A 24,658-nucleotide genomic window follows, 5' to 3' on the forward strand; every position below is an offset into this window, starting at 1 on the left:
CCCGGAACAGGGAGACCTGTTCCGGGCGGCCGGGCGGCGAGCTCACTGCCGAACCCTCCCGGGAACGATTCGCAGTGCGTCGCTTCCTCTCGGGTTGACCCCGTGGTGCAGTCGAAACACCCCAGGGCCGGGCAGTGTCTACGGGTCGGGCGGATCGTCGGGGATCTGGGTGGGCCCGTACTTGTCGAGCGTCTCCTCCAGGACGGCGCGGACATCGGGCCGCATGTCTCCCTCGCCGCCCCAAGCGATGATCATCTCCGCGATGTCGCGCAGTTTCACGTTCGTGTGCTGGGAGACCTCCTGCAAGACGACCCACCCCTGATCAGGCGTGACCCGGCCCAGGGCGACCATCATGCCGATCGCCTGGTCCACGACGGCGTGAGAGGTGATGGCCTGCTTCAGCTGGCCGATCTCCTCCTGTAGTTCGAAGATCTCGTCCGTCGTCGCGTCGACGGACGAGACCCCTTCGTCGGGACCGCCGGGCGGCTCGGTGCCGGCCGGGCGGACGTCTGAGGGCATCATCGCCTCCGAGTACGCGTGCGGGACAGTCCATACCCTCCTTCGACTCCATGGTCGCCATTCCGGCCGCCGGATGCCAGTGCGCGGAGCCTCGGATTGCCCGGAAGCCCCTGTCAGGAAGCGGTCGGCGTCCAGTCGCCGAGCCAGGCAGCGACCGTCTGGTCCTTGGCCTGGGCATCCGTGAGCTGGGGGCGGTCACTGCTCGCGGCGCCCGCACCGGCGCCGGTGTTCTTGTACTCCGCGAAGCGGTCGTCCTTCCACGAGAAGCCGCCCATGTCGGACCACGGGGCCGACCTGATCGCGGAGCTCAGGGTGGAGTTGCGGAACGTCGTCTGGGGGTCGACCGTGGTGCTGCCGCCCGGGTGCCAGTTGCGGCCGAGTGAGAAGCTGGCGGCCGAGACGTCGCCGTTCACCGTGGTGTTGTTGATGAGGAAGCCCTTGCGGTTCGCCGCCGTGCTCGGCGCGGTGACGAAACCGGCCGAGGAGCCGTCCCAGCGCTTCTTCAGCGTGATGACGGAGTGGTCGATCACCGCGGTGGCCCGGCCGAAGACGAAGTCGACATTGCCGGTGACGTAGGAGTTGGTGACGTACACGCGGCCGAGCTTGTCCGCACCGGCGGTCTCCATCTCCAGGGTGTCCTGGTCGCCGTTGACGATGAGGCTGTCGAGGAGGACCTTGTCGGCGGCGGTGCGCAGGGCGACGGCCTGGTGACCGGTGACGTTCTGGTTCGCGCCCTCGTCGAAGTCGTTGGTGACCGTCAGGTTGCGGGCCTGGAAGTCGTCGGCCTCGACCGCGACGGTGGCGCTGCCGGCCGTGCCGTACGTCGTGCCGTCGGGCTTCTTGGTGCCGGCCGCGTTGTTGTAGACGATCACGGTGCTCTTACGGCTGCTGCCCGTGCCCTGGATGGTGAGGTGCGGTTTGTTGGAGGGCACCTTGACCGTCTCGCGGTACGTGCCCGGCTTGACCGCGATCGTGACGCGGGAGGCGTTGTTCGCGGGCACCGCGTCGACGGCGGCCTGGACCGTCCTGTACTGGCCGGACCCGTCCGCCGCCACCGTCAGGGTCGTACCGGACGAGGTGCTCGTCGTCGTGACGGTCGTGCCGAGCGAACTCTGCGGCCCCGCCTTGGACTTGAGCAGCGCCGGTACGTCGGCCGCCTTGTCCGGGGTGTAGCTGTAATAGGTCTTCGGGTCGAAGGCCGCGCCGCTGCCGCCCTGTTCGTTGCGGCCGCTGGTGCCGGAGAAGACGTTGCCGCGCTGCACGAGCGTGGCGGTGCTGTCCCGGATGACGGGGTTGTTCATGCCCTGGAAGTAGGAGTTCTCCAGCAGCATGTTCGTTTTGCCGCGCGCGTAGTTGCCGTACGAGGACGTGATGTCCGTGCCGGCGTCGTCCTGCAGGTAGTTGTTGTAGAGATGTGCGTGGGCGACGTTGTCGGTCGACGGGTTGCGCTGCTCGGTCTCGCGGATCCAGTTGTGGTGGATCGTGATGTCCGCGGTGGTGTTGTCGGTCCAGCCGATTCCGAACGCCTTGTTCTCGTTGCTCAGCTTGTTGTACGACACCGTCAGGTAGGTGGTGTCCTTGCGGCTGTCGATCAAGCCGTCGGCCATGTGATGGATGTCGTTGTGGTCGATCCACACATGGTGGGCGCCGTCCATCTGGATGCCGTCGTAGTCGTGCTCCTTGTCGTTCCAGGTGCCCATGTAGGCGTCCCGGATCGTCAGGTTGCGGATGATCACGTTGTGCACGCCCTGGCCGAGGAAGAAGCCGCCGCCGACGATGTGTCCGGACCTGCCGGAGCCGATGATCGTCTTGTTCGAGGCGACCTTGATCTCCTTGCCCTTGGGGTCCATCGTGATCGCCGCGGCCACGACGATGACGTACGGATCCTGGGCCGTCGCGTACTTCTCCAGGTCCGCGAGGGTCTTCACGGTGACGATCGTGCCGCCCCGCCCGCCGTAAGTCCCGTTCTGCCCCAGCGCGTTCACCGACGCGAAGCCGTCGGCGGTCGCGGTGGCCCAGGCGGGCACGGTGGCGGCGGAGGCCTTCGGCTGGGCGTCCTCGCCGAACACCCCGAAGACGGTTCCGTAGGCGAGCGTGCCGGCGGCGGCCAGCGCGAGGGGGATGCCGACGATCAGAGTGCTTCTGCACCTGCGGTGCCGGGCCTTGCCACGGAGCTCACTCATTACGCTGTTCCTTTTCCTGTGCGGGGACGGTTGTTGATCAGTCGTCACCCGTCGAGAAAAGGTTGCCGGGAATGTTGGCGCCGTGTCGTGGACGATTCGCCGGCTGTGTGCGGCACGTGGCTGTTCGGTCGGCAGGCGCTCACGCCGGACGAGGGGTGTCTCCTCGCCCGGCGTGAGCGCACCTTGCCAGGCGTCCTACGGGGCCATGGCGTCGCGGACCTTGGCGGTGTCCACGAACTGCTCGAAGCGCACGATCAGGCCGCCGCGTACGACGAAGTGATGGGCCACCCGTACGGCGATCGCCTTGCCGGTGGCCTTGTTGGCCGCCGTGTAGCGGGCGAGGACGACGACGTTCTCGCCGTCGACGACGTAGGTGTCGTCATGGGCGGCCCAGCCGTCCCACGCCTTGCCGAGCTGCTCCATCACGTTCGCGGTGACGCCCTCGGGGGTGCGGTAGGTGCCCGCGAGGGGGAAGCCCGCCATCTCGGTCCACTCCACGTCGGGGGCGAGGGTGGCCCGCAGCGCGTCGAGGTCGCCGGCGGCCGAGGCCAGGTACTGGCGTCGGACCACGTCGGCCGGGGCGGTGGAGCGGGTGAAGTCGGTGAGGTGGTCGGTCATGTCGGTCAGCCCCACTTCATTTCGCCCTTGGCGACCTTCGCGCCGATCTGGGCGGCGATCAGCATGCCGTGGTCGGGGTATCGCTTGACGAGCGCGTCGGTCAGCGCGGCGCCGGCGGCGGCCTTGGCGAGCTCCTCCTCGAACGCGACGAGGTAGGCGCGGGTGTGGGTGAGGGCGGTGGCGTCGGCAGGCGTCCCGGGCAGCCGGTGGCCGGGCACGACCAGCTGCGGGTCGAGGGCGGCCATCTCGTCCAGCAGGCCGATCCAGGCGGCGCGCTGTTCGGGCGTGGCGGTGTCGGCGACCCAGACGTGTTCCTGCTGGAACAGCAGCACCCCGCCGAGCAGGACGCGCTGTTCGGCCTGCCACAGGTAGTGGCGGTCGGGCAGCTCGGCGATGCCGCCCTTGAGCTGGAAGCGGTGGCCTTCGAGGGTGAGGTCGCCGGTCAGCGGCTTGAGGTCGATCAGCCGGGTGGGCAGGTTCGGGCCGAGCGCCGCCCACGCCTTGAGCTTGCCTTCGTAGGAGTCGCGGATGTGCTCGATGACCAGCGGGGTCGCCACGAACACGGCCTCGGGGAAGGCGTCGGCGAGTACTTCGGCGCCGAAGTAGAAGTCCGGGTCGGCGTGGCTGACGAAGACGGTGGTCAGCGTCTTGCCGGAGTCCAGGACGGCGGCGGCGAGCCGGTGTCCGTCGGCGCGGGTGAAAGCGGCGTCGACCAGCAGTGCCTCACTCTCACCGGTGACGAGGGTGGCCGTCTTGTTCTTGCTGCCGGCCGGGAAGTCGAGGTCCAGGACGGTGAAGTCGAGCGTGCTCATGGAAGCTCCTTGGGGGTGAGGTAGGGGGAGCGGATCAGGAGACGGTGGTGAAGGCGGACAGGCGTCGGGACACCTCGTCGGTGGTGGCGTGACCGCGGGCGAGCACGGTGACGCGCTCGCCGTCCACCGCGAGAAGGGTGGGGAATCCGTCGACGCCCAGCTCGGCGGCGCGGCTGACGTCGGAGAGGGCGGCCGCCTCGGCCGCGGGCGAGGCGAAGGCCGCGACCACGGACTCGGCGTCGAGTCCGGCCGCCTCGGCGACCGTGCGGTACGTCCGCGCGTCGGACAGGCTGTGGCCGTCGACGTAAAAGGCCCGCTGGAGCGCCGTGGCCAGCTCCGCCGCCCGGTCGGGGGCCGTCTGGCGCAGGGCGGCGACCCCACGGGCGGCGGCCGAGGAGTCCATCACGAAGGAGCCGTCGGCGATCAGTCGTGCGTAGCCCTCGCCGAACTCGGCCCCGGTCAGCTCGGCGATCTTGGCGTTCGCGCCCTGTACGTAGCCGAACTCGCGGATCGGCACCCGGCGGGACCCGGTGAACAGGCCTCCCGAGACGACCTCCACGGGCAGCTCGGGGTGGAGCGCGGAGGTTTCCAGCAGAGTGCGGGAGAACCCGTGCGACCAGCCGCAGTAGGCGTCGAAGACGTAGACGAGCTTCATGAGGACCTCTACCGGTGGGGCGCTCACCCGACGCGAGCGATTCATCTGACACAACAGTATCTGCGCAGTCAGATATTTCCCCCCAGGTGTGACCTGAGTCTCACATGACGGGGAAAGGGGCGCGCCCCGAGAGGAGCTGGTCGCCCGGCCGGTCCCGGAGGCTCAGGGCATGCGGGGCAGCAGGTCACGGGCCGCGTGGCTGAGGATCCGCAGATCCTCCGCGAAGCGCTCGCGATGGTCTTCGGGCAGCGGCTCGAGGAAGTAGCGCTTGATGTTCTCCACGTGCACATGGGACGCGCGTACGGCCGTTTCCTCGCCCAGCGGGGTCAGCCGCACGAGCCGGCCGCGGCGGTCGTCGGGGTCGTCGGTGCGCTCCACCAGCCCGGCCGCCTCCATCCGGTCCACCAGGCGGGTGACCCCGCCCGTACTGATCACCTGCTCCCGGCCGATGGCCCGCATCGAAAGCCCAGGTCCGTCCGCCCGTCCGAGGATCAGCAGGACCTCGTACATGAGGTGGCTGATCCCGCACTCCGCCTCAATCGCCCGCCCGAGGATGTACTCCAGCCGGTTGGCCGCTCCCTGGAGCCTGCCGAAGGCCAGGATCAGGTCATGGTCGGCGGCTTCCTTCGCCGTCGAGATCTCCGCGTCACCGCGCACGCGACCGCCGTCCCTTCTCCCTGCTCCGCCTGCTCTGCCTGCCGGACATGTGCCGCACTGATCATGCCGTGGATCGGCCCGCTGCGGGTGGCGTCGAGTGGCTGGTTCCCCGGCGGCACGGCCTGCCGGGTGCGGGTGGCGATCAACTTCTCGGACGTGGACAACGACCCGGGGCCTGATGCGCCGCGTCCGCCCGCCTCAGCGTTCCAGCCGATACCCGCTCACGATGTCCGGCTGAATGCACACCACATGTCCCATCTCGGCGTCGACCCATGGGACCAGCAGCGCCTGGTAGCGGGCCAGGTCGTCGGGGTCCGACACCCGGGTCGCGATGCCGGTGACGACCACGCTCCAGCCGGTGCGGGCCGCGGGGTCGAGCAGATCGGCCTCGTAGGCCACGACCTCGGAGTCCAGCGTGCGTTTCAGGAGGGCCGAACCGCTGTGGGTGCGGATCACGATGGTGTCGCCGTCCATGACGTGGTTGACCGGCCGGATCGCGGGCAGCGCCTGGTCGGTGAAGGCCACCCGGCCCAACTGCGCGCTGCCCAGCAGTTTCAGGGCCTCGTGGCGGCCCAGTTCGACCATGCGCACCTGGGGAGGCGGGCCGGCGCTCACGACGCCCCCTCGGCCCGCCCCGCACACCGACGCTCGGCGAGCCCCCGGTCCCCCACGACTGCGATCACCTTCGGCAACCCTCTCTCCGCGGACGGAATGACGAGGGCGTACGCCCGTCCCGTCCACGGGCCCCTTGCATGATCTCCTGGGGCGCGGGTGCCCCTCCAGGGGTCACATGGGCCGATGCGTGGGCCGGTCGGCCCTATCGAAGCATCCGCGCCTGGCTCGATCCCTCCGGGGCGGGATGTGCGGGAGGCCCGGGGTGGGGCCCTAGACGGGCGGCAGCCGACGCAGGCCGAGGTCCGTGTGAATCTCCGGGCCGGGGGTCAGCCGGGCGCGAGCGGCCAGGTCCTCGAAATAGGTCATGGTGAGGGTGCCGTGCTGAGCGCGCTCGCTGTAGATGTACGGCGCCAGCGCCTGCCACATGCGCTGGACGTTGACGCTGTAGGAGCCGAGCACGAGCCGCTCGTCGACCACGCCGTGCGCGACGAGTTTGCCGATGTCGTCGTAGAACTGGCCCACACGCCGTATGTGCTCCCTGGGCTCGACCGGCAGATGCCGGTATCCGTCGGTGTGGACGTGCTGAGCGCTCAACTCGGAACGGATGTACTCGACGGACCTCAGGAAATCCGTGGTGCGGGTCTCCTTGAACATCTCGATGATGATCGGCAGCACGTTGGAGTTGTGCGCCAGCCGCAACTGCCTGCGCGACGCCGCTACCGAGGTGGTCAAGGCGCCGATCGACACGGCCAGGGCCAGGAGATTCAGCATCAGGGATCCGTCCACGGGCAGAGGTTATGCCCCTTCAGCAGTACGGCGGCTGATTGGTCAGGGATGTCGCCACCCGCATCCACACGCAGAACTGACGGTACAGGGCCGGAAGTTGGCCCTGCGCCTGGACGGTGCGGCTGTCCTTGGTGGTGACTCCGGGGATGCCCAGCAGCGTGGCGGCCACCATGCCTTCCATGTCGGCGCTGATGTAGATCCGCACGGTGTCCGCCCCTCGGTAACCTTCATGATCACTGAGGGGACGTCCTCCAGGCGGCGAGCGGTTCCCGGCCCGGGATCCGGTGGCGCCCGTGGTCAGAAGCGGGCGCCGATGCTCACCCCGCTACGGGGCACGAGGAACGACGGGGCGGACGGGAGGGAGCCGTCCGGCCTCCGCGCGCCGGTGAGGGCGCTCGGGTCCGTGCTCAGGACGGAGGATGTGTTCCAAGTCCCGCCCAGATCCCAGGAGTTACCGCTTGACGTGGTGCCGGACCCGAGGGCGACCGCGCGTCCGTCCACGAGGGACAGGTTGCCGGTGAGGGTGGCCTTGCCGCCCGAGACATCGACGTCGAATCCGGTGCCCTTGTTCGCGTACGTCGTGTCGCGGCTCAGCGTGAGCGCCCCCCGCGTTGCCGTTGTCGGTGAAGCCGTGCGCCGCGTTCTGGAACGCGAGGGAATTGCGCACGGTGTGGGCGACGGCGGGGGCGGGGCTGCCACCGCCGAGTTTGAAGCCGTTGCCGTCTCCGGCGAAGTCGGGGAAGTTCCAGCGGTTGAAGCCGTTGCCGTACGCGAGGGTGTTCTCGATCAATATGGGGGAGGTGAACTTCCAGGTGTCGAAGCCGTCGTCGACGTTGTTCCACAGTCGTGCGCCCCGCACCACATTGCCCGTGCCGCTCCCTTCCTTGACGGCGAGACCGTCCGCACTCTCGCCGTTCTTTCGCGGGTCCCGGTTGGCGTAACTGTCCAGGTCGAGAATCCGGTTGTTGCTGGAAGCGCCCTGGAGCTGGAAGCCGGATTCGTAGTTGTCGTGGGTCGTCAGGGCGGAGAAGACGTTGTTGTTGCAGCCGTCGCAGTAGACGCCGTACGGGCCGTCCACGATCTCCAGGCCGGACAGCCGCCAGTAGGAGGCCTCCTGGTGGACGGCGCCGCGCTCGGCGCGCGGGATGCTGCCGCCCACGGGGGTGTGGCTCGCGGGCAGTCGCTCACCGTCGATCACGACCCGCTCGCCCGGATACGCGCCCAGCGAGATCGGCTGGGACGCCGTGCCCGACCTGGTGATCGTGATGTTGTCCGTGAGGGCGTACGTGCCGGCGCGCACGGCGATCACGGCGCCGGGCTGCGCCATGTCCACGGCCTTCTGGATCGTGCGCAGGGGATGGGCCAGGGTGCCCGCCGCCGTGTCGTCGCCGTTCACGGCCACGACGATGGTCGGGGTGGCAGCGGCGGCTGCCCCGTCCGCCGCGGCCGGCGCCGGTACCGCCAACGCCGACAGCGCGGCGCCCAGCACCGCCCCTCTCCATGCCCGTGCCCCTGTCCCGCCTCTTACCGCTCCTGCTCCTGGTCCTGCTCCCGCTCCGATGAATCTGCTCGTACGGCGCATGCGTCCTCCCGCTGTTCGCATCGGCCTGCTTCAACGCTTCGACGGCTCTTCGGGAGGCAGTGGTCGCCCAGGGGCGGAAGGTTGCCGGGTGCGGGTGCTCGTCAGGGCGCCCGTTCGGGGCGGCAGCCGTATGGCCGCTGGGGTCCCCTCTCTGGCCGCGCAGGTCAGTTCCCGCTGAATTCCCGGTGAATAGGTTTTCCACCAACACCGGCGAAGCGTCACAGACGCCATGAGGAAGGGCGGCGGATTCGTGCAGGATTCCCAGTACGACACATGCGTGATAGGAGCGGGACCGGCCGGGCTGGCCGTCGCGAGAGCCCTCACCGAGCGCGGTCTGCCCTACACGCACCTGGAGCGGCACACCGGGCCGGGAGGCGTGTGGGACATCGACAACCCGGGCAGCCCGATGTACGAGTCGGCCCACTTCATTTCCAGCAGGACCCTCTCCGCATTCGGCGGCTGGCCGATGCCCGACCATTTCGCGGATTACCCGCCGCACCGCCAGATCCTGTCCTATCTCACCTCGTTCGCCGAGGCGTACGGGCTGAAGGAGCGGATCGAGTTCGGCGTCGAGGTCCGCGACGTGGCGAAGAACACCGACGGGACCTGGACGGTCACCCGGTCCGACGGACGCGAGAGCGTCCATGGCCAGGTCGTGATGTGCACGGGCTCTCAGTGGCACCCCAACATCCCCGATCTGCCGGGGGAGTTCAGCGGCGAGATCCGCCACACCGTCGGCTATCGCAGCGGCGACGAGCTGCGCGGCAAGCGTGTGCTGGTCGTGGGCGCCGGGAACTCGGGCTGCGACATCGCCTGCGACGCGGCCCGGTTCGCCGACCATGCGGTGATCAGCATGCGGCGCGGCTACTGGTTCATCCCCAAGCACCTGTTCGGCCGCCCGGTGGACACGATCGCCGCCTCCGGCCCGAAGCTGCCCATGTGGCTCGAACAGCGGGTCTTCGGCGCGCTGTTGAGGATCATCAACGGCGACCCGCGCCGCCTCGGCCTGCAAAAGCCCGACCACAAGCTGTTCGAGACCCACCCCGCGGTCAACTCGATGCTGATCCATCATCTGCAGCACGGTGACATCACGGCCAGGCCCGCAATCGCCCGCACCGACGGCAGGACGGTGCACTTCACCGACGGCACCAGCGACGACTTCGACCTGATTCTGCTGGCGACCGGATACGTGCACAAGGTGCCCGCCGCGCAGAAGTACTTCGGCGACGAACAGCACCCCGACCTGTACCTCTCGGCGTTCTCGCGCGAGCACCACGGCCTGTTCGGCGTCGGCTTCGTGGAGACCAACTCCGGGGCCTACCAACTCTTTGACACCCAGGCGCAGTTGATCGCCGGATACATCCACGACAGGCAGGCGAAGCTGCCGAACGCCGAGCTGTTCGCCCGCATGATCCGCGGCGACCGCCCGGACCTGACCGGCGGACTGAAGTTCGTCGCCTCGCCCCGCCACACCGGCTACGTCGACAGCGGCGCCATCGTGAAGTACCTCGCCAAGGTCGCCTCCCGGATGGGCTGGCGCACCGAGGGCCACCCGCCGCCCGCGGGGCCGGCACGCAACGAGGAGGCGTCCGCGCAGCACTCGTCCGAGGCGGTCGTCTCGTGAGCTACGACTTCCGCGGCAAGGTGATCGCGGTGACGGGCGGCGCGGGCGGCATCGGCAGCGCCCTGTGCCGACGCTTCGCCTCCGGCGGCGCGCACTGCGTCGTCGTCGACATCGACGAGGCCAGGGCCCGGAAGGTCGCGGCCGAACTCCCCGGCGCCGGGCACCTCGGGATCGGTTGCGACCTCCTCGACCGCGACGCGGTGGAAGGACTGTTCGACCGGATCGCCACGGACCACGGCCGCCTGGACGTCCTCGTGAACAACGTCGGCATGACCAGCGCCGAACGCTTCGACGTGCGCAGCGTCGAGAGCATCGAGCGAGAGCTCGACCTCAACCTGCTCTCCCCGCTCGTCGCCACCAGAATCGCGATCCCGCTGCTGCGGGCCTCCGAAGACGCCCGGGTCGTCACCACGGTGTCCCTCGGCGGGATCTTCCCGCTCGGCGAGACCCCGATCTACACCGCCTCGAAGTTCGGGCTCCGCGGCGCGATGCTCTCCATCGCGCTCGACCTGCGGGACAAGGGCATCCGGGCCGGCTCGGTCCTGCCGTCGGCGACCGACACCCGGATGCTGCGCCAGGAAGCGGTGGACGGCGGCAATTCGATGCAGTTCCAGGACCCGCCCCAGCAGCCCTCCGACGTCGTCACGGCCGTGGTCGGCCTGCTGGACAGACCCAGGCTCGAGGTCTATCCGCGGCCGAGCGAGTCCCGCCTGGTGCGGCTCGCGATGCTGGCGCCGAATGTGCTGCCCCGGCTCTTCCCGCTGTTCCGCAGGCGCGGCGAGCGAGGCCTGGCGCGCTATCTGGAGGACCTGCGCCGCAGAGGACTGGCACGTCGCACCGACGGCCGTTGGGAACTGGTGGAGGAAGCATGACCAAGCCCCGTACGGCAGTTGATGCGCTGCGCGTCGTCAACCCCGCGACCGGTGAACTGATCGCCACCCTGCCCGCCTCGACCGCGTACGAGGTCAAGCGGGCCGCCGAGCACGCCCAGCGGGTCTTCGAAAGCGGCGTGTGGTCGCGGCGGACACCGCGCGAGCGCGCCGCGGTGCTGTTGCGTCTCGCCGACCTGATGGAGCGCGACGCCGAGATCCTCGCCCATCTGGACAGCGAGGACGCGGGCAAGCCGATCACCGAGTGCCGGACCGGCGACGTACCCGGCGCGATCGAGTCGATTCGCTGGTTCGCGGAGGCCGTCGACAAGGTCTTCGGCCGGATCGCCCCCACCGGGCACGACCAGATGGGGCTGGTGAGCCGGGAGCCCGTCGGGGTGGCCGCGGCCATCCTGCCGTGGAACTACCCCCTGGCCATGGCGAGTTGGAAGGTCGGACCGGCTCTCGCCGCGGGGAACAGCCTGCTGCTCAAGCCCGCCGAGGCGACACCCCGCTCAACCCTGCACCTGGCCGCGCTGGCGGCGGAGGCGGGCCTGCCGGAGGGCGTGCTCACGGTACTGCCCGGTCACGGCGCCGTCGCCGGCACCGCGCTCGCCCGCGACCCGCTGGTGGGGGCGTTGTCCTTCACCGGCTCCACCGCCGTCGGACGGCGCATCCTGGCCGACGCGGCGGAGACCAACTTCAAACGGGTCTCGCTGGAGATGGGCGGCAAGAGCCCGCAGGTGCTGATGCCCGACGCGCTCGGCTTCGGCGACGAGCTCATCGACCACATGATCAAGGCCGCCTTTCTGACGACAGGTCAGAACTGCACGGCCGGCTCGCGGGTGCTGGTCCACTGCGACATCGCCGACGAGGTCACCGCCCGCTTCACCGCCGCCGCGAAGGACCTGGTCATCGGCGATCCGGCCCAACCCACCACCCGGATAGGCCCGTTGATCAGCCATGCCGCCTTCAAGCGGGTCGCCGACGCAGTGGACAGCGCCCGGGCCGCCGGGGCGCAGATCCACACCGCCGGGCTGCCCCACGGCCTGCCGGCGCGGGGTGCCTACTACCCGCCCACGGTGATCACCGGCGCACCCGAGGGCAGCGATGTCCTGACCCGGGAACTGTTCGGTCCGGTCGTCACGATCCAGACCTTCACCTCCGAGGCCGAAGCCGTCCGCAGGGCGAACGCGACCGAGTACGGGCTCGCCGCCTCCGTGTGGACCCGCGATCTCGACGCCGCGTTCCGCCTGGCGCACGGCATTCAGGCCGGTGTGGTCTCCGTGAACGCGTACAGCGAGGGCGACATCACCACCCCCTTCGGTGGCTGGAAGCAGTCGGGGTTCGGCGGCGCGGAGAAATCCACCACCGCCTTCGACCAGTGGACCCGGGAGAAAACGATCTGGATCCGCACCCGTTGAACCCCCACGGCGGCATACGGTCAGGGCTCCCGCTCCCGCAAGTCGTCGCGCAGCTGCAGCGGGGCCACACCGTGCCAGCGGTGCACGGCCCGCCGCAGGGCGCGTACGTCGGAGAAGCCCACCTGGCGGGCCACCTCCCGCAAGGTCAGCCCGGGGCGGCGCAGCAGGTGCTCCACCCGCTCGCGCCGCACCCCGTCGGCCACGGCCTCGTACGTCGTGCCGCACTCGGCCAGCCGGCGGCGCAACGTGCGCTCACTCGAAGCGTGCCGGCGGGCCTGCTCGACGAAGGAGGGGACGGCCGGGAGGCTCTGCGCGATCGAGACCTCCAGCACCTCCAGCAGTTCCTGCTGGTCGCGGCGGGAGGCCATCTCGGCCTCCAGCAGCTCCAGGACGGCGGCGTACGTCACCGGGTCCCGGCCCGGCATGGCCCGCCCGGCCCATCCGCGGGGCATCACCAGACGGTTGCGGTCGGCCGCGAAACGCACCGGACAGCGGAACAACTCCTGGAACAGGCGTGCGTCCCGCGGGGCGGCGAAGGCGAACTCCACCGACCGGGGCGCGAATTCGGCGCCCACGGCCAGCCGGGTCAGCGTGACGACACTGGAGAACGCCTCCTGGACAAGGAAGTCCGCGACGGCCGGATCGAGGGCGGGGTCCGGCAGATCGGCGCGTACGACGTAACCGGTGTCCTCGGCCTCGGCCGACCAGACGACCATCGCCCCCGACAGGTTCTGGAACCGCACCCCCGTCTCCACGGCGTCCCGCAGGGTGTCGCCGGCCATCAGGGCGAGCCCGAGAAGCCCCCAGGAGGTCAGGTGCTGTGCGGCACCGACGCGCAGGCCCAGGTGCTCCGTGCCGGTCAGTTCCACGGCCCGGCGGATCACGGCACTGCCCTGCCGGTACGACACCCGCAGTTCCGCCGAACGCATCACGTCCTCGTCCAGCCCCACGCCCGTCAGCAGCGGCCGCAGGTCGACGCGGTATTCCTCGGCGACCACGGCGAGGTAGCGCAGGATGTTCGGCTGGATGGTCGCCGAGGTGCTGCGGCTGGTTCCGGGATGGTTCGCCGGATCGGGAGCATCGGGCATCGCTTTCCCTCTCACCAGGGCTTTGTGCACCCACTCTAGGCAGCGGGACCCCCACCGGTCGTGGTGCCGGCCGCCGAAGCCCCCCATCCGGCCGCCGACGCCCTGCACCACCTTCCCCCGCCGTCCCTACGGTGGCGGCACCCCGCACCACCCACGATCCGGCCGAGTACGCGCGCGGCCGGAGCCGAGCCCGAACAGCCCGAGAAACGAAGGCGCGGTATGTCTCCCACCCCTCTTCCCGATCTTGAGATGCGGCTCCCGCGGCGGACCGAGCGCAAGGGCCCGCACCCGGGCGCCCGACGCGTGGCCGCCACCGTGTTCGCCGCTCAGGGCGCCGCGGTGGCCGCCGTGTCCACGACGGTCCCCGCCGTCAAGGAACACCTGGGCCTGTCCGCGACGGCGACGACCGCGCTGATCGTCGCCGTCGCGCTGAGCGCGGGCGTCGGCAGCTTCGCCGGGCTGGCCGCGATCCGCCGCCGGGGAGCCGTCGCCGCCATGCGCGGTGCGGTCCTGACCGCCGCCGGCGCACTGCTGCTCATCGGCTGGGCGCCGGAGCAGGCCACCGTGACCGCGGGCTACCTCCTGTTCGGCCTGGCTCTCGGCGGCATCGACGTCTCCGCCAACACCCGCGCCACGGCCGTCGAACGCCACTACGGGCGGAGCATCTTCGCCTCGTTCTACGCCGCCTGGAGCACCGGCGGCGTCGCCGCCGCACTGCTGACCGCGGGCACAGCGCGCCTCGGCTGGCCGCCCAGTGCCATCCTCACCGGGCAGGCCGCCCTCGTCCTGCTCCTGGCCCTGACTCTCCGCACGCACCCCCTGCCCGCCGCTCCGCCGGCCCCGGCGGCCGTGCCGGAGACACCACCGACCGCCCTCGGCCGGGACCTGTGGACCCGGCTCGCCCCCTTCGGCCTCGTCCTCCTGGTCGCGTACGTCGTCGACTCCACCGTCTCCGCGTGGTCGACGGTCTACCTGCACCAGACGCTCGCCGCCGACCTGTCCGTCGCACCCCTCGCGTACGCGGCCTACCAGGTGGGCACGGTCACCGGCCGGGCCTGCGCCGACCACCTCGTCCGCAGAACCGGGCCGGCCGCGGTGATCCGCGCCGCGACTCTTCTCACGGCCGCCGCCCTGGCCGGGATGGCGGCGGCGCCCGGCTGGCCGCAAGCGGTCCTGGCGGCCGGATGCGCGGGCCTGGGCGTCTCCGCGCTCACCCCGCTGTGCCTCGCCTCCGCCGGGCGGCTGCGCCCCGAGGCGGCCGAGGCGGTGCTGGCCCGGCTGAACGTCTTCAACTACCTCGGCGTGATCACCGGCGGAGCCGTCAGCGGGATCCTCGGCTCCACCGGGCACTTCCGTCTCGCCTACGCCGCCCCCGCCGCCCTCGTCCTCGTACTGCTGCTCACCGCTCGCGCCTTTGCCCCGGCCGCGCCGGCTCCGGTGTGACGGAGCCGGCGTGCTCACTTCGGTGGTGGTGTGGCGCGCACGAAGCCCGACTGGTAGGCGATGACGACCAGTTGGGCGCGGTCGCGGGCGTGGAGCTTGGTCATGGCGCGCTGCACGTGGGTGCGGACGGTCAGGGGGCTCACGAAGAGGACTTCGGCGACCTCGGTGTTGGACTTGCCCTCGGCGACCAGGGCCAGCACCTCGCGTTCGCGGGCGGTGAGGGCGGCAAGGCGCTCGGGCGGGGCGAGGTGGGCGCCGGGCTCGGGGGCGGCGAGGAAGCGGGTGATCAGGGTGCGGGTGGCCGTGGCGGACAGGAGGGAGTCGCCGGAGGCCACCGTGCGGATGCCGTCGAGGAGTTCGTCGGCGCCCACGTCCTTGCCGAGGAAGCCGCTGGCTCCGGCGCGCAGGGCCCGGGCGACGTACTCGTCGGTCTCGAACGTGGTGAGGATCAGCACGCGGGTGGCGGCCAGCGCCGGGTCCGCGCAGAGGGTGGTGGTGGCCGCCAGGCCGTCCGTGCCGGGCATACGGATGTCCATGAGGACGACGTCGGGGTGGTGGACCCGGGTGAGCTCGACCGCCTCCTCGCCGTCGGCGGCCTCCGCCACCACCTCCAGGTCGTCGCAGGAGTCGATGAGGATCCGGAACGTCGCCCGCAGCAGGGCCTGGTCGTCGGCGAGCAGGACACGGATGGTCATGTGCGGGGGTCTTCTTCCGATCGGGCGGTGGGGGTGTGCAGCGGCAGCGCTGTCATGACTTCGAAACCGCCGTCGGGGCGACGGCCCGCTCGCAGGTCGCCGCCGACGGACTGGGCGCGTTCGCGCATGCCGATGAGACCGAAGCCGTGCCCCGGGGCAGGAGCGGCGGGGGTCGTCCCGGCTCCGTCGTCGGTGACCGTGATGGTCAGCCGGTCGTGCGTGTAGGCGAGCCCGACCTGCACCGTGGCCGCCGAGGCGTGCTTGGTCACGTTGGTGAGCGCCTCCTGCACGATGCGGAACGCGGTCAGGTCCACGCCCGGTGACAGCGGCCGTACCGTGCCCTCGGTGCTGACGGTGACCTTGACGCCCGCGCTGCGGCAGGCGGCGGTCAGCTCGGGGAGCCGGACGAGCCCGGGGGCCGGCTCCAGCGGGGCGTCGGTGTCATTCGCCTGGCGCAGCAGGCCGACGGTGGTCTTGAGCTCGCGCAGAGCGGACGAGGTGGTGTCGGCGAGTGTGCCGAGGATCCTCTCGGCCTGCTCGGGGTGGCTGCGTGCGAGGTGCTTGGCCGTGCCGGCCTGGGCGTTGGCGAGGGCCATGTGGTGGGCGACGACGTCGTGCAGTTCACGGGCGATGCGCATGCGCTCCTCGGCGACGCGCAGCCGGGCCTCCTCCTCGCGGGAGCGCTCGGCGTAGGTGGCGCGGGCCTGTACGGCCTCCCAGTAGGCGTGCCGGAGCCGGGCCGCGCTGCCGGAGACGACCGGCAGCAGTATCCAGAAGGCGGGGCCGATGGTCCTCAGGATCAGTGGGTGCTCGCCCGGGTCGGCGAGCACGGTGGTCACCGTCATCGTGACGACGGCCCCGCCGAGGAAGAGACGGGTGGTCCTGCGGTCCGTGTGCAGGGCCAGCCAGTACATCGCCGCCATGACCGGGGCGAGCAGCAGCGGGTTGAGCAGATAGCCCAGGACGCTGGCGGCCATGGCGCAGCCGAGGGTGACCACGACGACGGTGCGCGGGTGCCGGCGGTGCCACATGAGAGTCAGACAGGCGAGGCCCGACAGCAGCGCGGAGGGCATGATCCGGTGCGGCTGCTGCGCCCCCGGCGCGCTGAGCGCGGCACCGAGAAGAGCGAATCCGAGCAGCGCCAGCGCGGCCGCCGAGTCGGCGAGGCGCGGATGACGGCCCGAGTACCGCTCCAGGCTGATGGTCATTGCTTTCTCCGGTCGAAGGACTGCGTCCATGGTGGACGACGCCGGGCCCGCACGGGGACGAGGGCGGCGGGTGTCGCCGTACCGCCGACGAGGTCCTGGGCCGCCCCGTGTCGGAGCACGGGCGAGGAGGGCCGCCCGTGTCGTCGCACAGGCGGCCCTCCGGCGCGTGTCCCGGGGGTCAGACGCGCGCCGTCTCCCGGTCGGTGTCGCCGGCCGGGGCCGGGGCGGGATCGGAGTGGCGGGTCAGTGCCTCGCCCTCCACATCGATGTTGGGCAGCGCCTTGTCGAGCAGGCGGGGCAGCCACCAGGCGCGGCCGCCGAGGAGGGCGAGGACGGCGGGCACGAAGGCCATACGGACGACGAACGCGTCGAACAGGACGGCGATGGCGAGCCCGAAGCCGATCATCTTGATCATGGATTCTCCGGCTCCGATGAACCCGGAGAACACCGCCATCATGATCAGCGCGGCCGCGACCACGACCCGGGCGCTGTGCCGGAACCCGGTGGTGATCGCCTGCGCGGGCCGGTCCCCGTGGACGTAGGCCTCCCGCATACGGGCGACGAGGAAGACCTCGTAGTCCATGGCGAGACCGAAGACGATGCCCACCAGGAAGATCGGCATCATGCTCATGATCGGACCGGTCTCCTCGACGCCGAGGAGGCCGGCGCCCCAGCCCCACTGGAAGACCGCGACGACGGAGCCGAGGGCGGCGAGCACCGACAGGAGGAAGCCGGCGGCCGCCTTGATCGGGACGAGGACGGACCGGAAGACCACCATCAGCAGGACGATGGCCAGGCCCACCACCACGATCAGGTACGGGATCAGCGCGTCCTGGACCTTCTGGGCGACGTCGATGTTCACCGCGGTGGTACCGGTGACCTTGAACGTCGCCCCGGTCGTGGAGTCGATCGCCGGGCGTTCGTCACGGATGCTGTGGACGAGGTCCTTGGTCTTCTCGTCGGCGGGCCCGGTGGAGGGGGTGGCGGAGAAGACCGCGGTGTCGCCCGCGGGGTTGAACCGGGCCGGGGAGACGGAGACCACGCCCTCGGTGGCGCCGACCTTCTCGGTGATCGTCCGCACGGCTGCCTTCGCGTCGGGGGCTCCCTTGGCGTCCACGACGATGGTCAGCGGGCCGTTGAATCCGGGTCCGAAGCCGTCCGCGAGGTCGTCGTAGGCGCGGCGCTCGGTGGTCGAGGTGGACTTGGCCTCGTCGCCGGGCATGCCGAGCTGCAGGTCCATCACCGGCAGAGCGACCGCGCCGAGACCCACGACGCTGAGCAGGAGCACGGGGACGGGACGGCGCAGCACGAACCGGGCCCAGCGGCTGCCGCCGTTGTTCTCCCCGCCCGCCTCGGTACGGCCGCGCTTGCGGGAGCGGCGCGAGAGCACGGCGTTCGGCCAGAAGCCGAGCAGGGCCGGGACGAGGGTGAGCGAGATGAGGACGCCGATGACCACGGCGCCCGAGGCGGCCAGGCCCATCTTGGTGAGCATCGGGATGCCGACCACGGAGAGTCCGGCGAGCGCGATGACCACGGTGAGTCCGGCGAAGACGACCGCGGATCCGGCGGTGCCGGCGGCCAGTCCCGCGGACTCCTCGGGCGTGCGTCCCTTGGCGCGTTCCTCGCGGTAGCGGGAGACGATGAACAGGGCGTAGTCGATGCCGCAGGCCAGGCCCAGCATGCTGGCCAGTGTGCCGGTGGTCGCGGACAGGCCGAAGACACTGGCCAGGGCCATGATCGACGCCGTGCTGATGCCGACGCCGAGGACAGCGGTCAGCAGCGGGAGCCCTGCCGCGGCCATCGACCCGAAGGTGATCAGCAGCACGAGGGCGGCGATGGCGATGCCGATGGCCTCGGCGCTGCCGCCTGCCGCGGGCTTGGTGGCCAGCGCGTCGCCGCCCACCTCGACGGTCAGGCCCGCGTCCCGGGCCTGGTCGACGGCGCTCTCCAGGTGCTGCTTGCTGGTGTCGGTGAGGTCGTCGGCCTTGGTCTTGAAGCTGACGGTCGAGTACGCGGTCGAGGCGTCCTTGCTCACCGCCTTCGCCTGGAAGGGGTTCACCGCACCGGAGACCTGTGAGCCGTCGGAGGCCTCGGTCACGAACTTCTCGATCACCGCCCGGTTGTCGGTCGCGGTGACCTTCTGCCCGTCGGGGGCGACGAACACGACTCGGGCACCGGCGCCGTTGGCCGCCGAGCCCGGGAACCGCTGCTCCAGCAGGTCGAACGCCTTCTGGGATTCGATACCGGACATGGAGGACGCCTCGTCGGGGGCGGCGGGCGCGGTGGCCGCGCCCGCGCCGACGGCGCCGAGCACCGCCACCCAGAGCAGGGCGACATACCAGCGCCGCCGGAAGGCCAGACGGCCCAGCCGATAGAGGAAAGTAGCCATGGGGCGGAGGTCTCCACATCTGATTCGGGAACCTCTCAAGGCTCCCGTCAGGACCCCCGCCCCGTCGTCGTGCGCCTGCCGACAATCCGGCGTACTGAGATCGCAGTACACGGCGCCCGTCCCGTACCTCTCAGGGCGGAGACGACGCCGGGGACGAAGACGGGGACGGCGGGGCGCGTCAGACCACGACGACCCGGATCCCGGCGTCCTCGAAGCGGTGGACCGTGTCCTCGTCCACCGCCGCGTCGGTCACCAGCGTGTTCACCGACTCGGCGGCGCAGATCCGGGCGAAGGCACGCCGGCCCAGCTTGCTGGAGTCGGCGGCGACGACCACACGCTCGGCGCGCTCGCACAGCAGCCGGTTGATCGCGGCCTCCGCCTCGTCGTGGGCGGCGGCGCCGTGCTCGACGTCGAAGGCGACGACACCGAGCACGGCCACGTCGAGGGTGATCTGGCCGAGGACGCCGTCCGCGAGGGGGCCGATCAGCTCGTACGACTGCGGACGTGCGACCCCGCCCGTCACCACGATCTTGAACTGAGGGCGTACGGCCAGCTCGTTGGCGATGTTGAGCGCGTTGGTGACCACGGTGAGCGCGGGGGAGCCGGACGTGAGATCACTGCGCACGGCCAGCGCCCGGGCCACCTCGGTGGTGGTCGTTCCGCCGGTGAGGCCCACTGCCTCGCCGGGGGCGATGAGATCGGCCACCGCCTTGGCGATGCGTTGTTTCTCGGAGGCGTGGCGGGCGGTCTTGTAGCGCAGCGGCAGCTCGTAGGAGACGCCGTGCACGACCGCGCCGCCCCGGGTGCGCACGAGCATCTGCTGCTCGGCGAGCTGGTCGAAGTCGCGCCGGATCGTCGCGGCGGACACGGCCAGCTCGGCCGCGGCCTCCTCGACGTCCAACCGGCCCCGCTCCACGAGCAGTTCCAGCAGGGTCTTCCAGCGGGCGTCGCGCGACATCCGCACTCTCCGTTCCTCGATCCTCCGCGACCCTAGCGCACCCTCCACTTCCCCCCGAATGCTTGATTGTGATTGAAAGACCCCTATATCTTGCAAGAACAAGCATCGCTGGGAGGGGTACGGCATGACCCATGTCGAGAACGAGCTGAACAGTCAGCCCGAGTGCTGGATCCGCGCCGCAGAGGAGGCAGGGGCGCAGGGGGCCGCGCTGCCCGAGGCGGGGGAGCGGGTCGCGATCGTGGGGTGCGGCACGTCGTTCTTCATGGCGCAGGCCGTCGCCGTACTGCGCGAACAGTCCGGGCAGGGCGAGACGGACGCCTTCGCCGCGTCGGAGTTCCCCGAAGGCCGCACCTACGACCGGGTGGTCGCCCTCACCCGGTCCGGCACCACCACCGAGGTTCTCGAACTCCTCGGGCGCCTGAAGGGGCGTACACCCACGACGGCGATCACCGCTGACCCGCACACACCCGTGATGCGGTCCGCCGATCACCTGGTCGTGCTCGACTTCGCGGACGAACAGTCCGTCGTGCAGACCCGGTTCGCGACCAGCGCCCTGACGCTGCTCCGCGCCCACCTCGGGCTGCACTCCGACGCCGTCGTCGCCGACGCGCGCACCGCGCTCGCGGCCCCGCTGCCCGAAGGGCTGGTGGACTGCACGCAGTTCACCTTCCTCGGCCGCGGCTGGACGGTCGGTCTGGCCAACGAGGCCGGCCTCAAGATGCGCGAGGCCTCACTGGCGTGGACCGAGGCCTACCCGGCGATGGAGTACCGGCACGGGCCCATCAGCATCACCACCCGTGACACCGCCACCTGGATGTTCGGCGAGGCGCCCGACGGACTGGCCGAACAGGTCGGTGCCACCGGCGGGTTGTGGGTGGCCGGTGGCCTCGACCCGCTCGCCGAACTCGTCCGCGCCCAGCGGCTGGCCGTGGCCCTCGCCGCGGCACGTGGACTGGACCCGGACCGGCCCCGGCACCTCACGCGCTCCGTGATCCTCGACTCCGCCGCTCACTGAAATCACTGAAACCGGCGCCGCAGAGCCGTCCGAAGCGTGCTGCAGAGCTCTCTGCAGCCGGCTGTACAGCCATCCGCAGCCCAACCGGGTTCGCTGAAAAAGGAGATGCCGCCGTGTCCCTCGCAGCAACGAGTGAGCTGGTCACCGGGGCCGCCCGGGCGCGGTCCGCGGTGGCCGCGTTCAACATCATCACGCTGGAGCACGTCGAGGCCGTCATCGCGGGCGCCGAGTCGGTGAACGCTCCCGTCGTCCTCCAGGTCAGCGAGAACGCGGTCAAGTTCCGCTACGGACGCCTGCTCCCACTGGCCCGTGCCGCGGCCGCGGCCGCCGAACGCGCTTCGGTCCCCGTCGCCCTGCACCTCGACCACGTGCAGAGCGACGACCTGCTGCGGCAGGCGCCCGACGCCGGATTCAGCTCCGTGATGTACGACGCCTCGTGCCTGCCGTACGAGGAGAACCTCGCCGCCACCCGGGCCGCCGCCGACTGGGCGCACGCCCAAGGGCTGTGGATCGAGGCCGAGTTGGGGCAGGTCGGCGGCAAGAACGGCACGCCAACGCTTGACGCGCACGCCCCGGGCTCCCGTACCGACCCCGCCGAGGCCCGCTCCTTCGTGGCCGACTCCGGAGTGGACGCCCTCGCCGTCGCCATCGGCAGCTCGCACGCCATGACCACGCGCACCGCCACCCTCGACCACAACCTGCTCAAGCGCCTGTCCGCCGCCCTGGACGTGCCCCTCGTCCTGCACGGCTCCTCCGGAGTGCCCGACACCGAACTGGCGGCCGCCACCGCGGGCGGCATCGCCAAGGTCAACATCGGCACGGCACTGAACATCGCGATGACCGGCGCGATCCGGGAGTACCTCGCCGCCCACCCCGAGGCGGTCGACTCGCGCACCTACCTCAGTGTGGGACGGGAGGCGATGGCACAGGCGGTCGGGCACCTCATCGGCGTACTGAGAGGCTGACTACCGCTGCTCCTCCAGCTTCTCGAAGAAGAACTCGTGCTTGAGGAACGACACGTCGTACTCGTGACCCGGATTCGGCGGGATCAACTGCGCCGCCTGGAACAGCCTCCAGCCGTCCTCCAGGGCGTGCACGCCGGACTTGTACGGGGGTTCGTCACTGTCCCCGGTGGTGGGCGAGGTGCGGCCGGTGCCGTCGTAGACGGACCAGCCGACCACCTCCGAGTCCAGCGCGGAGGTGGCCAGGTAGAGAACGAGAACCTGCTGACGGATGCTCATGCGACCTCTCCTTGCGGGCGGTTGGAGACCCGGGTCACCCAGTACTCCATGTCGAACGAGTCGTCCCCGGTGAGGGACCGCCACCACAGCACGCGGTTGTAGGCCTCCAGGCGGCCGGTGGCGTGCTCGTACCACGGGAACATCGTCGAGAGCTCCTCGGTGACGCGCGGATCACCGAGGTCCGAGGTGTCCCACAGGCGTTGCTGGCGCACGGTCGGGTTGAAGCGGATCTTGAACATGTAGCGAACCGCGTCGCTGTCGTTGCGCCGCCCGCCGTGCCACAGTCCATGGTGCAGAAACACCACAGTGCCGGCGGGGCACACGAGCCGGTTCTGCCCGCGCAGGTTCTGGTAGCGACCGGTGTCCGACTCGTTCGTACGCCGTAGATGGCTGCCCGGCACACTCAGTGTGCCGCCCATGTCGAGGGTGACGTCCTGCGGGTAATACATCAGCTGGACGTCGAAGGCATCGGTGCGGACATCGATGATCGCGTCCCCGTGCAGCGGCTGCGCGTGCCCCTCGCGGGGATCGCGGACGTGCACGGCATGGTGGTCGACGGTGGGGCCGGGGCCTACGAGACTGTGCAACGCGCCTGCCACGTCGGGGATGTCCAGCAGACGGCGGACGAACGATCCCTCCGGGTAGGCGTCCGGAACGCCGCTGCCGTAAGGGACGCCCGGCACGCCCTCGCGCAGCACCTCGATGGCCTCGGCGTTCAGCTCCGCCGGGACCACCGCGTCCAGCCGCAGCGATCCGTGGGACACGAAGTGCGCCATCCGGACCGAACTCAGGAGTCTGGTGTGGATCATGGCGTTGGTCTGGGTCATGGCTGAAACGTAGGACCCGCGCTGTCGTCGGCGCGTTGGCCCGGCTCCTCACTACTGGTAATTTCTCACCATGCTGGAGACGGAGATCCACCTCGGCGAACCTCCCGTCGTCGAGAATCTCGGCGTAGGTGTGCACGGCGTCGCGAGCGGCACGGACGTCTTCCGCCTCCCGGAGCTGTGGCAGCTGCACCTCTACCAGTACGACGCCGACCTGACCGTCGACGGCACGGCGCACCTCATCCGCCCGGGCCGGGTGAGCCTCGTGCCGCCCGGCGCCACGGTCCGCTACCGCTACCAGGGCCGCTCGGAACACCTCTACGCCCACCTGCGCATCGCCCCCGTCGGCCCACCGCGCACCGTGCCGGTGGTCCAGGACACCGGCCCCGAGCTCTCCTCCCTCTCCGGCCTGCTGCTTCGAGCCGTCGCGGCGGCCCCAGGAGCCCCCGAACACACCCGCGCCGAGATCTGGACCGCCCTGTGGCGCGTCGCCCACCTGCGCCCGGCGGCCACCACGCCGAGCGGCCCGCACCCCGCCGTCAGCACGGCGATCGCCCACATCGAGGCCCGCCTCGCCACCGCGCTCACCGTCCCGGAGATCGCCCGCGCCGCCGGGGTCTCCCACAACCACCTCACCCGCCTCTTCCGCACCGAGACCGGCACCACCGTCGTCGCCTACATCCGCCGCCGCCGGCTGGAGCGCGCCCACCACCTGCTGCGCGCCTCCACCCTCTCCATCCCCGCGGTGGCCGCTTCCGTCGGGATTCCCGACCTCCAGGCCTTCAACAAGGCGTGCCGCCGTGAGCTGGGCGGCTCACCCCGGGCGCTACGGAGCACCCCGGCCCCCGTGTGACCACGAGCCCGCCCCGTCATGATCGATCGGGCCGTCGGCACCGTGCATAGCCGAGCGCAGACGGGTACCCGCACCGGTACCCGTGCCGAACCAAGGAGTTCTCCGATGAGCACAGTGAAAGAGACCATCGAGGTCGATGCGCCGGTGCATGCCGCGTACAACCAGTGGACACAGTTCGAGGAGTTCCCGAAGTTCATGGAAGGCGTCGAGGAGATCAGGCAGCTCGACGACCGCCACAACCACTGGACCACCAAGGTCGGCGGAGTGCGGCGCGAGTTCGACACCGAGATCGTCGACCAGCTTCCCGACGAGCGGATCACCTGGCGAACGATCAGTGGCGACACCCAGCAGAAGGGCACGGTCAGGTTCCAGCGCGTGGACGACACCCACACGCGCGTGGAAATGGTGATGGACATCGAGCCGACCGGCGCCGCCGAGAAGGTGGCCGACTGGACCAACACCATCGACCGCCGTATCAAGGGCGACATGCGGCGCTTCAAGGACTACATCGAGTCCCGAGGCGGCGAAACGGGAGCCTGGCGCGGGCGGATCCGACCTGGCGGCTGACGCTTGGGCCGGCGGCGGGCGGGGGAGTTCCCG

General features: G+C 70.7%; 24 protein-coding genes and 1 pseudogene. 8 read left to right on the plus strand and 17 right to left on the minus strand.

Features of this window, described 5'->3' with window-relative positions; all coding sequences use genetic code 11:
- Positions 1-138 precede the first annotated feature (138 nt).
- From ABZS97_RS33880 to ABZS97_RS33925, 10 genes and pseudogenes are all read right to left on the minus strand, one after another.
- The gene (locus tag ABZS97_RS33880; protein ID WP_356144066.1) at positions 139-519 is read right to left on the minus strand and encodes an ANTAR domain-containing protein; all 381 of its coding nucleotides are present in this window, start codon (positions 517-519) and stop codon (positions 139-141) included.
- Between the two features lie 113 nt (positions 520-632).
- On the minus strand, positions 633-2,702 hold the full coding sequence (locus ABZS97_RS33885) for a pectinesterase family protein (protein ID WP_356144068.1): 2,070 nt from the start codon (positions 2,700-2,702) through the stop codon (positions 633-635).
- Positions 2,703-2,897: 195 nt separating this feature from the next.
- Positions 2,898-3,320, minus strand: coding sequence for a nuclear transport factor 2 family protein (locus ABZS97_RS33890; protein WP_356144070.1), 423 nt, complete (start codon positions 3,318-3,320; stop codon positions 2,898-2,900).
- A 5-nt stretch (positions 3,321-3,325) separates the two neighbouring features.
- Positions 3,326-4,132 (minus strand): MBL fold metallo-hydrolase, encoded by an 807-nt coding sequence (locus ABZS97_RS33895; RefSeq protein ID WP_356144072.1) that lies wholly within the window; start codon positions 4,130-4,132, stop codon positions 3,326-3,328.
- A gap of 34 nt (positions 4,133-4,166) precedes the next feature.
- A complete protein-coding gene (locus tag ABZS97_RS33900; RefSeq protein WP_356144108.1) occupies positions 4,167-4,787 on the minus strand; it encodes a DsbA family protein in 621 nt (206 codons plus the stop codon).
- A gap of 162 nt (positions 4,788-4,949) precedes the next feature.
- The gene (locus ABZS97_RS33905) at positions 4,950-5,444 is read right to left on the minus strand and encodes a MarR family transcriptional regulator (protein ID WP_356144074.1); all 495 of its coding nucleotides are present in this window, start codon (positions 5,442-5,444) and stop codon (positions 4,950-4,952) included.
- A gap of 198 nt (positions 5,445-5,642) precedes the next feature.
- A complete protein-coding gene (locus ABZS97_RS33910; RefSeq protein ID WP_356144076.1) occupies positions 5,643-6,059 on the minus strand; it encodes a pyridoxamine 5'-phosphate oxidase family protein in 417 nt (138 codons plus the stop codon).
- A 270-nt stretch (positions 6,060-6,329) separates the two neighbouring features.
- A complete protein-coding gene (locus tag ABZS97_RS33915; RefSeq protein WP_356144078.1) occupies positions 6,330-6,845 on the minus strand; it encodes a hypothetical protein in 516 nt (171 codons plus the stop codon).
- 19 nt (positions 6,846-6,864) lie between these two features.
- A pseudogene (locus tag ABZS97_RS33920) lies at positions 6,865-7,014 on the minus strand (peptidase M55); the annotation flags it as partial.
- A 282-nt stretch (positions 7,015-7,296) separates the two neighbouring features.
- Complete coding sequence (locus ABZS97_RS33925) at positions 7,297-8,334, minus strand: right-handed parallel beta-helix repeat-containing protein (RefSeq protein ID WP_356144080.1); 1,038 nt, start codon at positions 8,332-8,334, stop codon at positions 7,297-7,299.
- A gap of 343 nt (positions 8,335-8,677) precedes the next feature.
- Between ABZS97_RS33925 and ABZS97_RS33930 the strand changes: the two genes are divergently transcribed.
- Genes ABZS97_RS33930 through ABZS97_RS33940 form a run of 3 tightly spaced genes read left to right on the plus strand, consistent with a single transcriptional unit; the run spans position 8,678 to position 12,344 of the window.
- Positions 8,678-10,051: an NAD(P)/FAD-dependent oxidoreductase gene (locus tag ABZS97_RS33930; RefSeq protein WP_356144082.1), complete on the plus strand. Its 1,374-nt coding sequence runs from the start codon at positions 8,678-8,680 to the stop codon at positions 10,049-10,051.
- Positions 10,048-10,923, plus strand: coding sequence for an SDR family oxidoreductase (locus ABZS97_RS33935; RefSeq protein ID WP_356144084.1), 876 nt, complete (start codon positions 10,048-10,050; stop codon positions 10,921-10,923). The genes ABZS97_RS33930 and ABZS97_RS33935 overlap by 4 nt, the downstream gene beginning before the upstream one ends.
- Positions 10,920-12,344 (plus strand): aldehyde dehydrogenase family protein, encoded by a 1,425-nt coding sequence (locus tag ABZS97_RS33940; RefSeq protein ID WP_356144086.1) that lies wholly within the window; start codon positions 10,920-10,922, stop codon positions 12,342-12,344. Before ABZS97_RS33935 ends, ABZS97_RS33940 begins: the two co-directional genes overlap by 4 nt.
- A 20-nt stretch (positions 12,345-12,364) precedes the next feature.
- On the opposite strand, the gene ABZS97_RS33945 is transcribed toward ABZS97_RS33940, so the two are convergent.
- Positions 12,365-13,432, minus strand: a complete 1,068-nt coding sequence (locus ABZS97_RS33945; protein WP_356144088.1) for an AraC family transcriptional regulator ligand-binding domain-containing protein — start codon at positions 13,430-13,432, stop codon at positions 12,365-12,367.
- A gap of 219 nt (positions 13,433-13,651) precedes the next feature.
- Between ABZS97_RS33945 and ABZS97_RS33950 the strand changes: the two genes are divergently transcribed.
- The gene (locus tag ABZS97_RS33950; protein ID WP_356144090.1) at positions 13,652-14,875 is read left to right on the plus strand and encodes an MFS transporter; all 1,224 of its coding nucleotides are present in this window, start codon (positions 13,652-13,654) and stop codon (positions 14,873-14,875) included.
- Between the two features lie 14 nt (positions 14,876-14,889).
- Here ABZS97_RS33950 and ABZS97_RS33955 read toward each other — a convergent pair whose 3' ends face one another.
- The 4 genes from ABZS97_RS33955 to ABZS97_RS33970 all read right to left on the minus strand — a co-directional run bounded on the left by ABZS97_RS33955 (position 14,890) and on the right by ABZS97_RS33970 (position 20,125).
- A complete protein-coding gene (locus ABZS97_RS33955) occupies positions 14,890-15,570 on the minus strand; it encodes a response regulator transcription factor (protein ID WP_356144092.1) in 681 nt (226 codons plus the stop codon).
- Entirely contained in the window at positions 15,567-16,778 is a 1,212-nt protein-coding gene (locus ABZS97_RS33960) for a sensor histidine kinase (RefSeq protein WP_356144094.1), read from the minus strand. The genes ABZS97_RS33955 and ABZS97_RS33960 overlap by 4 nt, the downstream gene beginning before the upstream one ends.
- Before the next feature lie 178 nt (positions 16,779-16,956).
- On the minus strand, positions 16,957-19,167 hold the full coding sequence (locus tag ABZS97_RS33965) for an MMPL family transporter (RefSeq protein WP_356144096.1): 2,211 nt from the start codon (positions 19,165-19,167) through the stop codon (positions 16,957-16,959).
- 178 nt (positions 19,168-19,345) lie between these two features.
- The gene (locus ABZS97_RS33970; RefSeq protein WP_356144098.1) at positions 19,346-20,125 is read right to left on the minus strand and encodes a DeoR/GlpR family DNA-binding transcription regulator; all 780 of its coding nucleotides are present in this window, start codon (positions 20,123-20,125) and stop codon (positions 19,346-19,348) included.
- 124 nt (positions 20,126-20,249) lie between these two features.
- Here ABZS97_RS33970 and ABZS97_RS33975 point away from each other — a divergent pair, with 124 nt between their 5' ends.
- Both ABZS97_RS33975 and ABZS97_RS33980 read left to right on the plus strand, forming a co-directional pair.
- Positions 20,250-21,140 (plus strand): SIS domain-containing protein, encoded by an 891-nt coding sequence (locus ABZS97_RS33975; RefSeq protein WP_356144100.1) that lies wholly within the window; start codon positions 20,250-20,252, stop codon positions 21,138-21,140.
- 113 nt (positions 21,141-21,253) lie between these two features.
- Entirely contained in the window at positions 21,254-22,105 is an 852-nt protein-coding gene (locus ABZS97_RS33980; RefSeq protein WP_356144102.1) for a class II fructose-bisphosphate aldolase, read from the plus strand.
- On the opposite strand, the gene ABZS97_RS33985 is transcribed toward ABZS97_RS33980, so the two are convergent.
- A complete protein-coding gene (locus ABZS97_RS33985; protein ID WP_356144110.1) occupies positions 22,106-22,375 on the minus strand; it encodes a hypothetical protein in 270 nt (89 codons plus the stop codon).
- Between the two features lie 2 nt (positions 22,376-22,377).
- Complete coding sequence (locus ABZS97_RS33990) at positions 22,378-23,190, minus strand: phytanoyl-CoA dioxygenase family protein (RefSeq protein ID WP_356144112.1); 813 nt, start codon at positions 23,188-23,190, stop codon at positions 22,378-22,380.
- 88 nt (positions 23,191-23,278) lie between these two features.
- On the opposite strand from ABZS97_RS33990, the gene ABZS97_RS33995 reads away from it, so the two are divergent.
- Entirely contained in the window at positions 23,279-24,058 is a 780-nt protein-coding gene (locus ABZS97_RS33995; RefSeq protein ID WP_356144104.1) for a helix-turn-helix transcriptional regulator, read from the plus strand.
- 105 nt (positions 24,059-24,163) lie between these two features.
- Positions 24,164-24,625, plus strand: a complete 462-nt coding sequence (locus ABZS97_RS34000) for an SRPBCC family protein (RefSeq protein ID WP_356144106.1) — start codon at positions 24,164-24,166, stop codon at positions 24,623-24,625.
- Positions 24,626-24,658 lie beyond the last annotated feature (33 nt).

The sequence above is a fragment of the Streptomyces sp. NPDC005485 genome (genome assembly GCF_040606085.1).
In the GTDB taxonomy this organism is placed as follows: domain Bacteria; phylum Actinomycetota; class Actinomycetes; order Streptomycetales; family Streptomycetaceae; genus Streptomyces.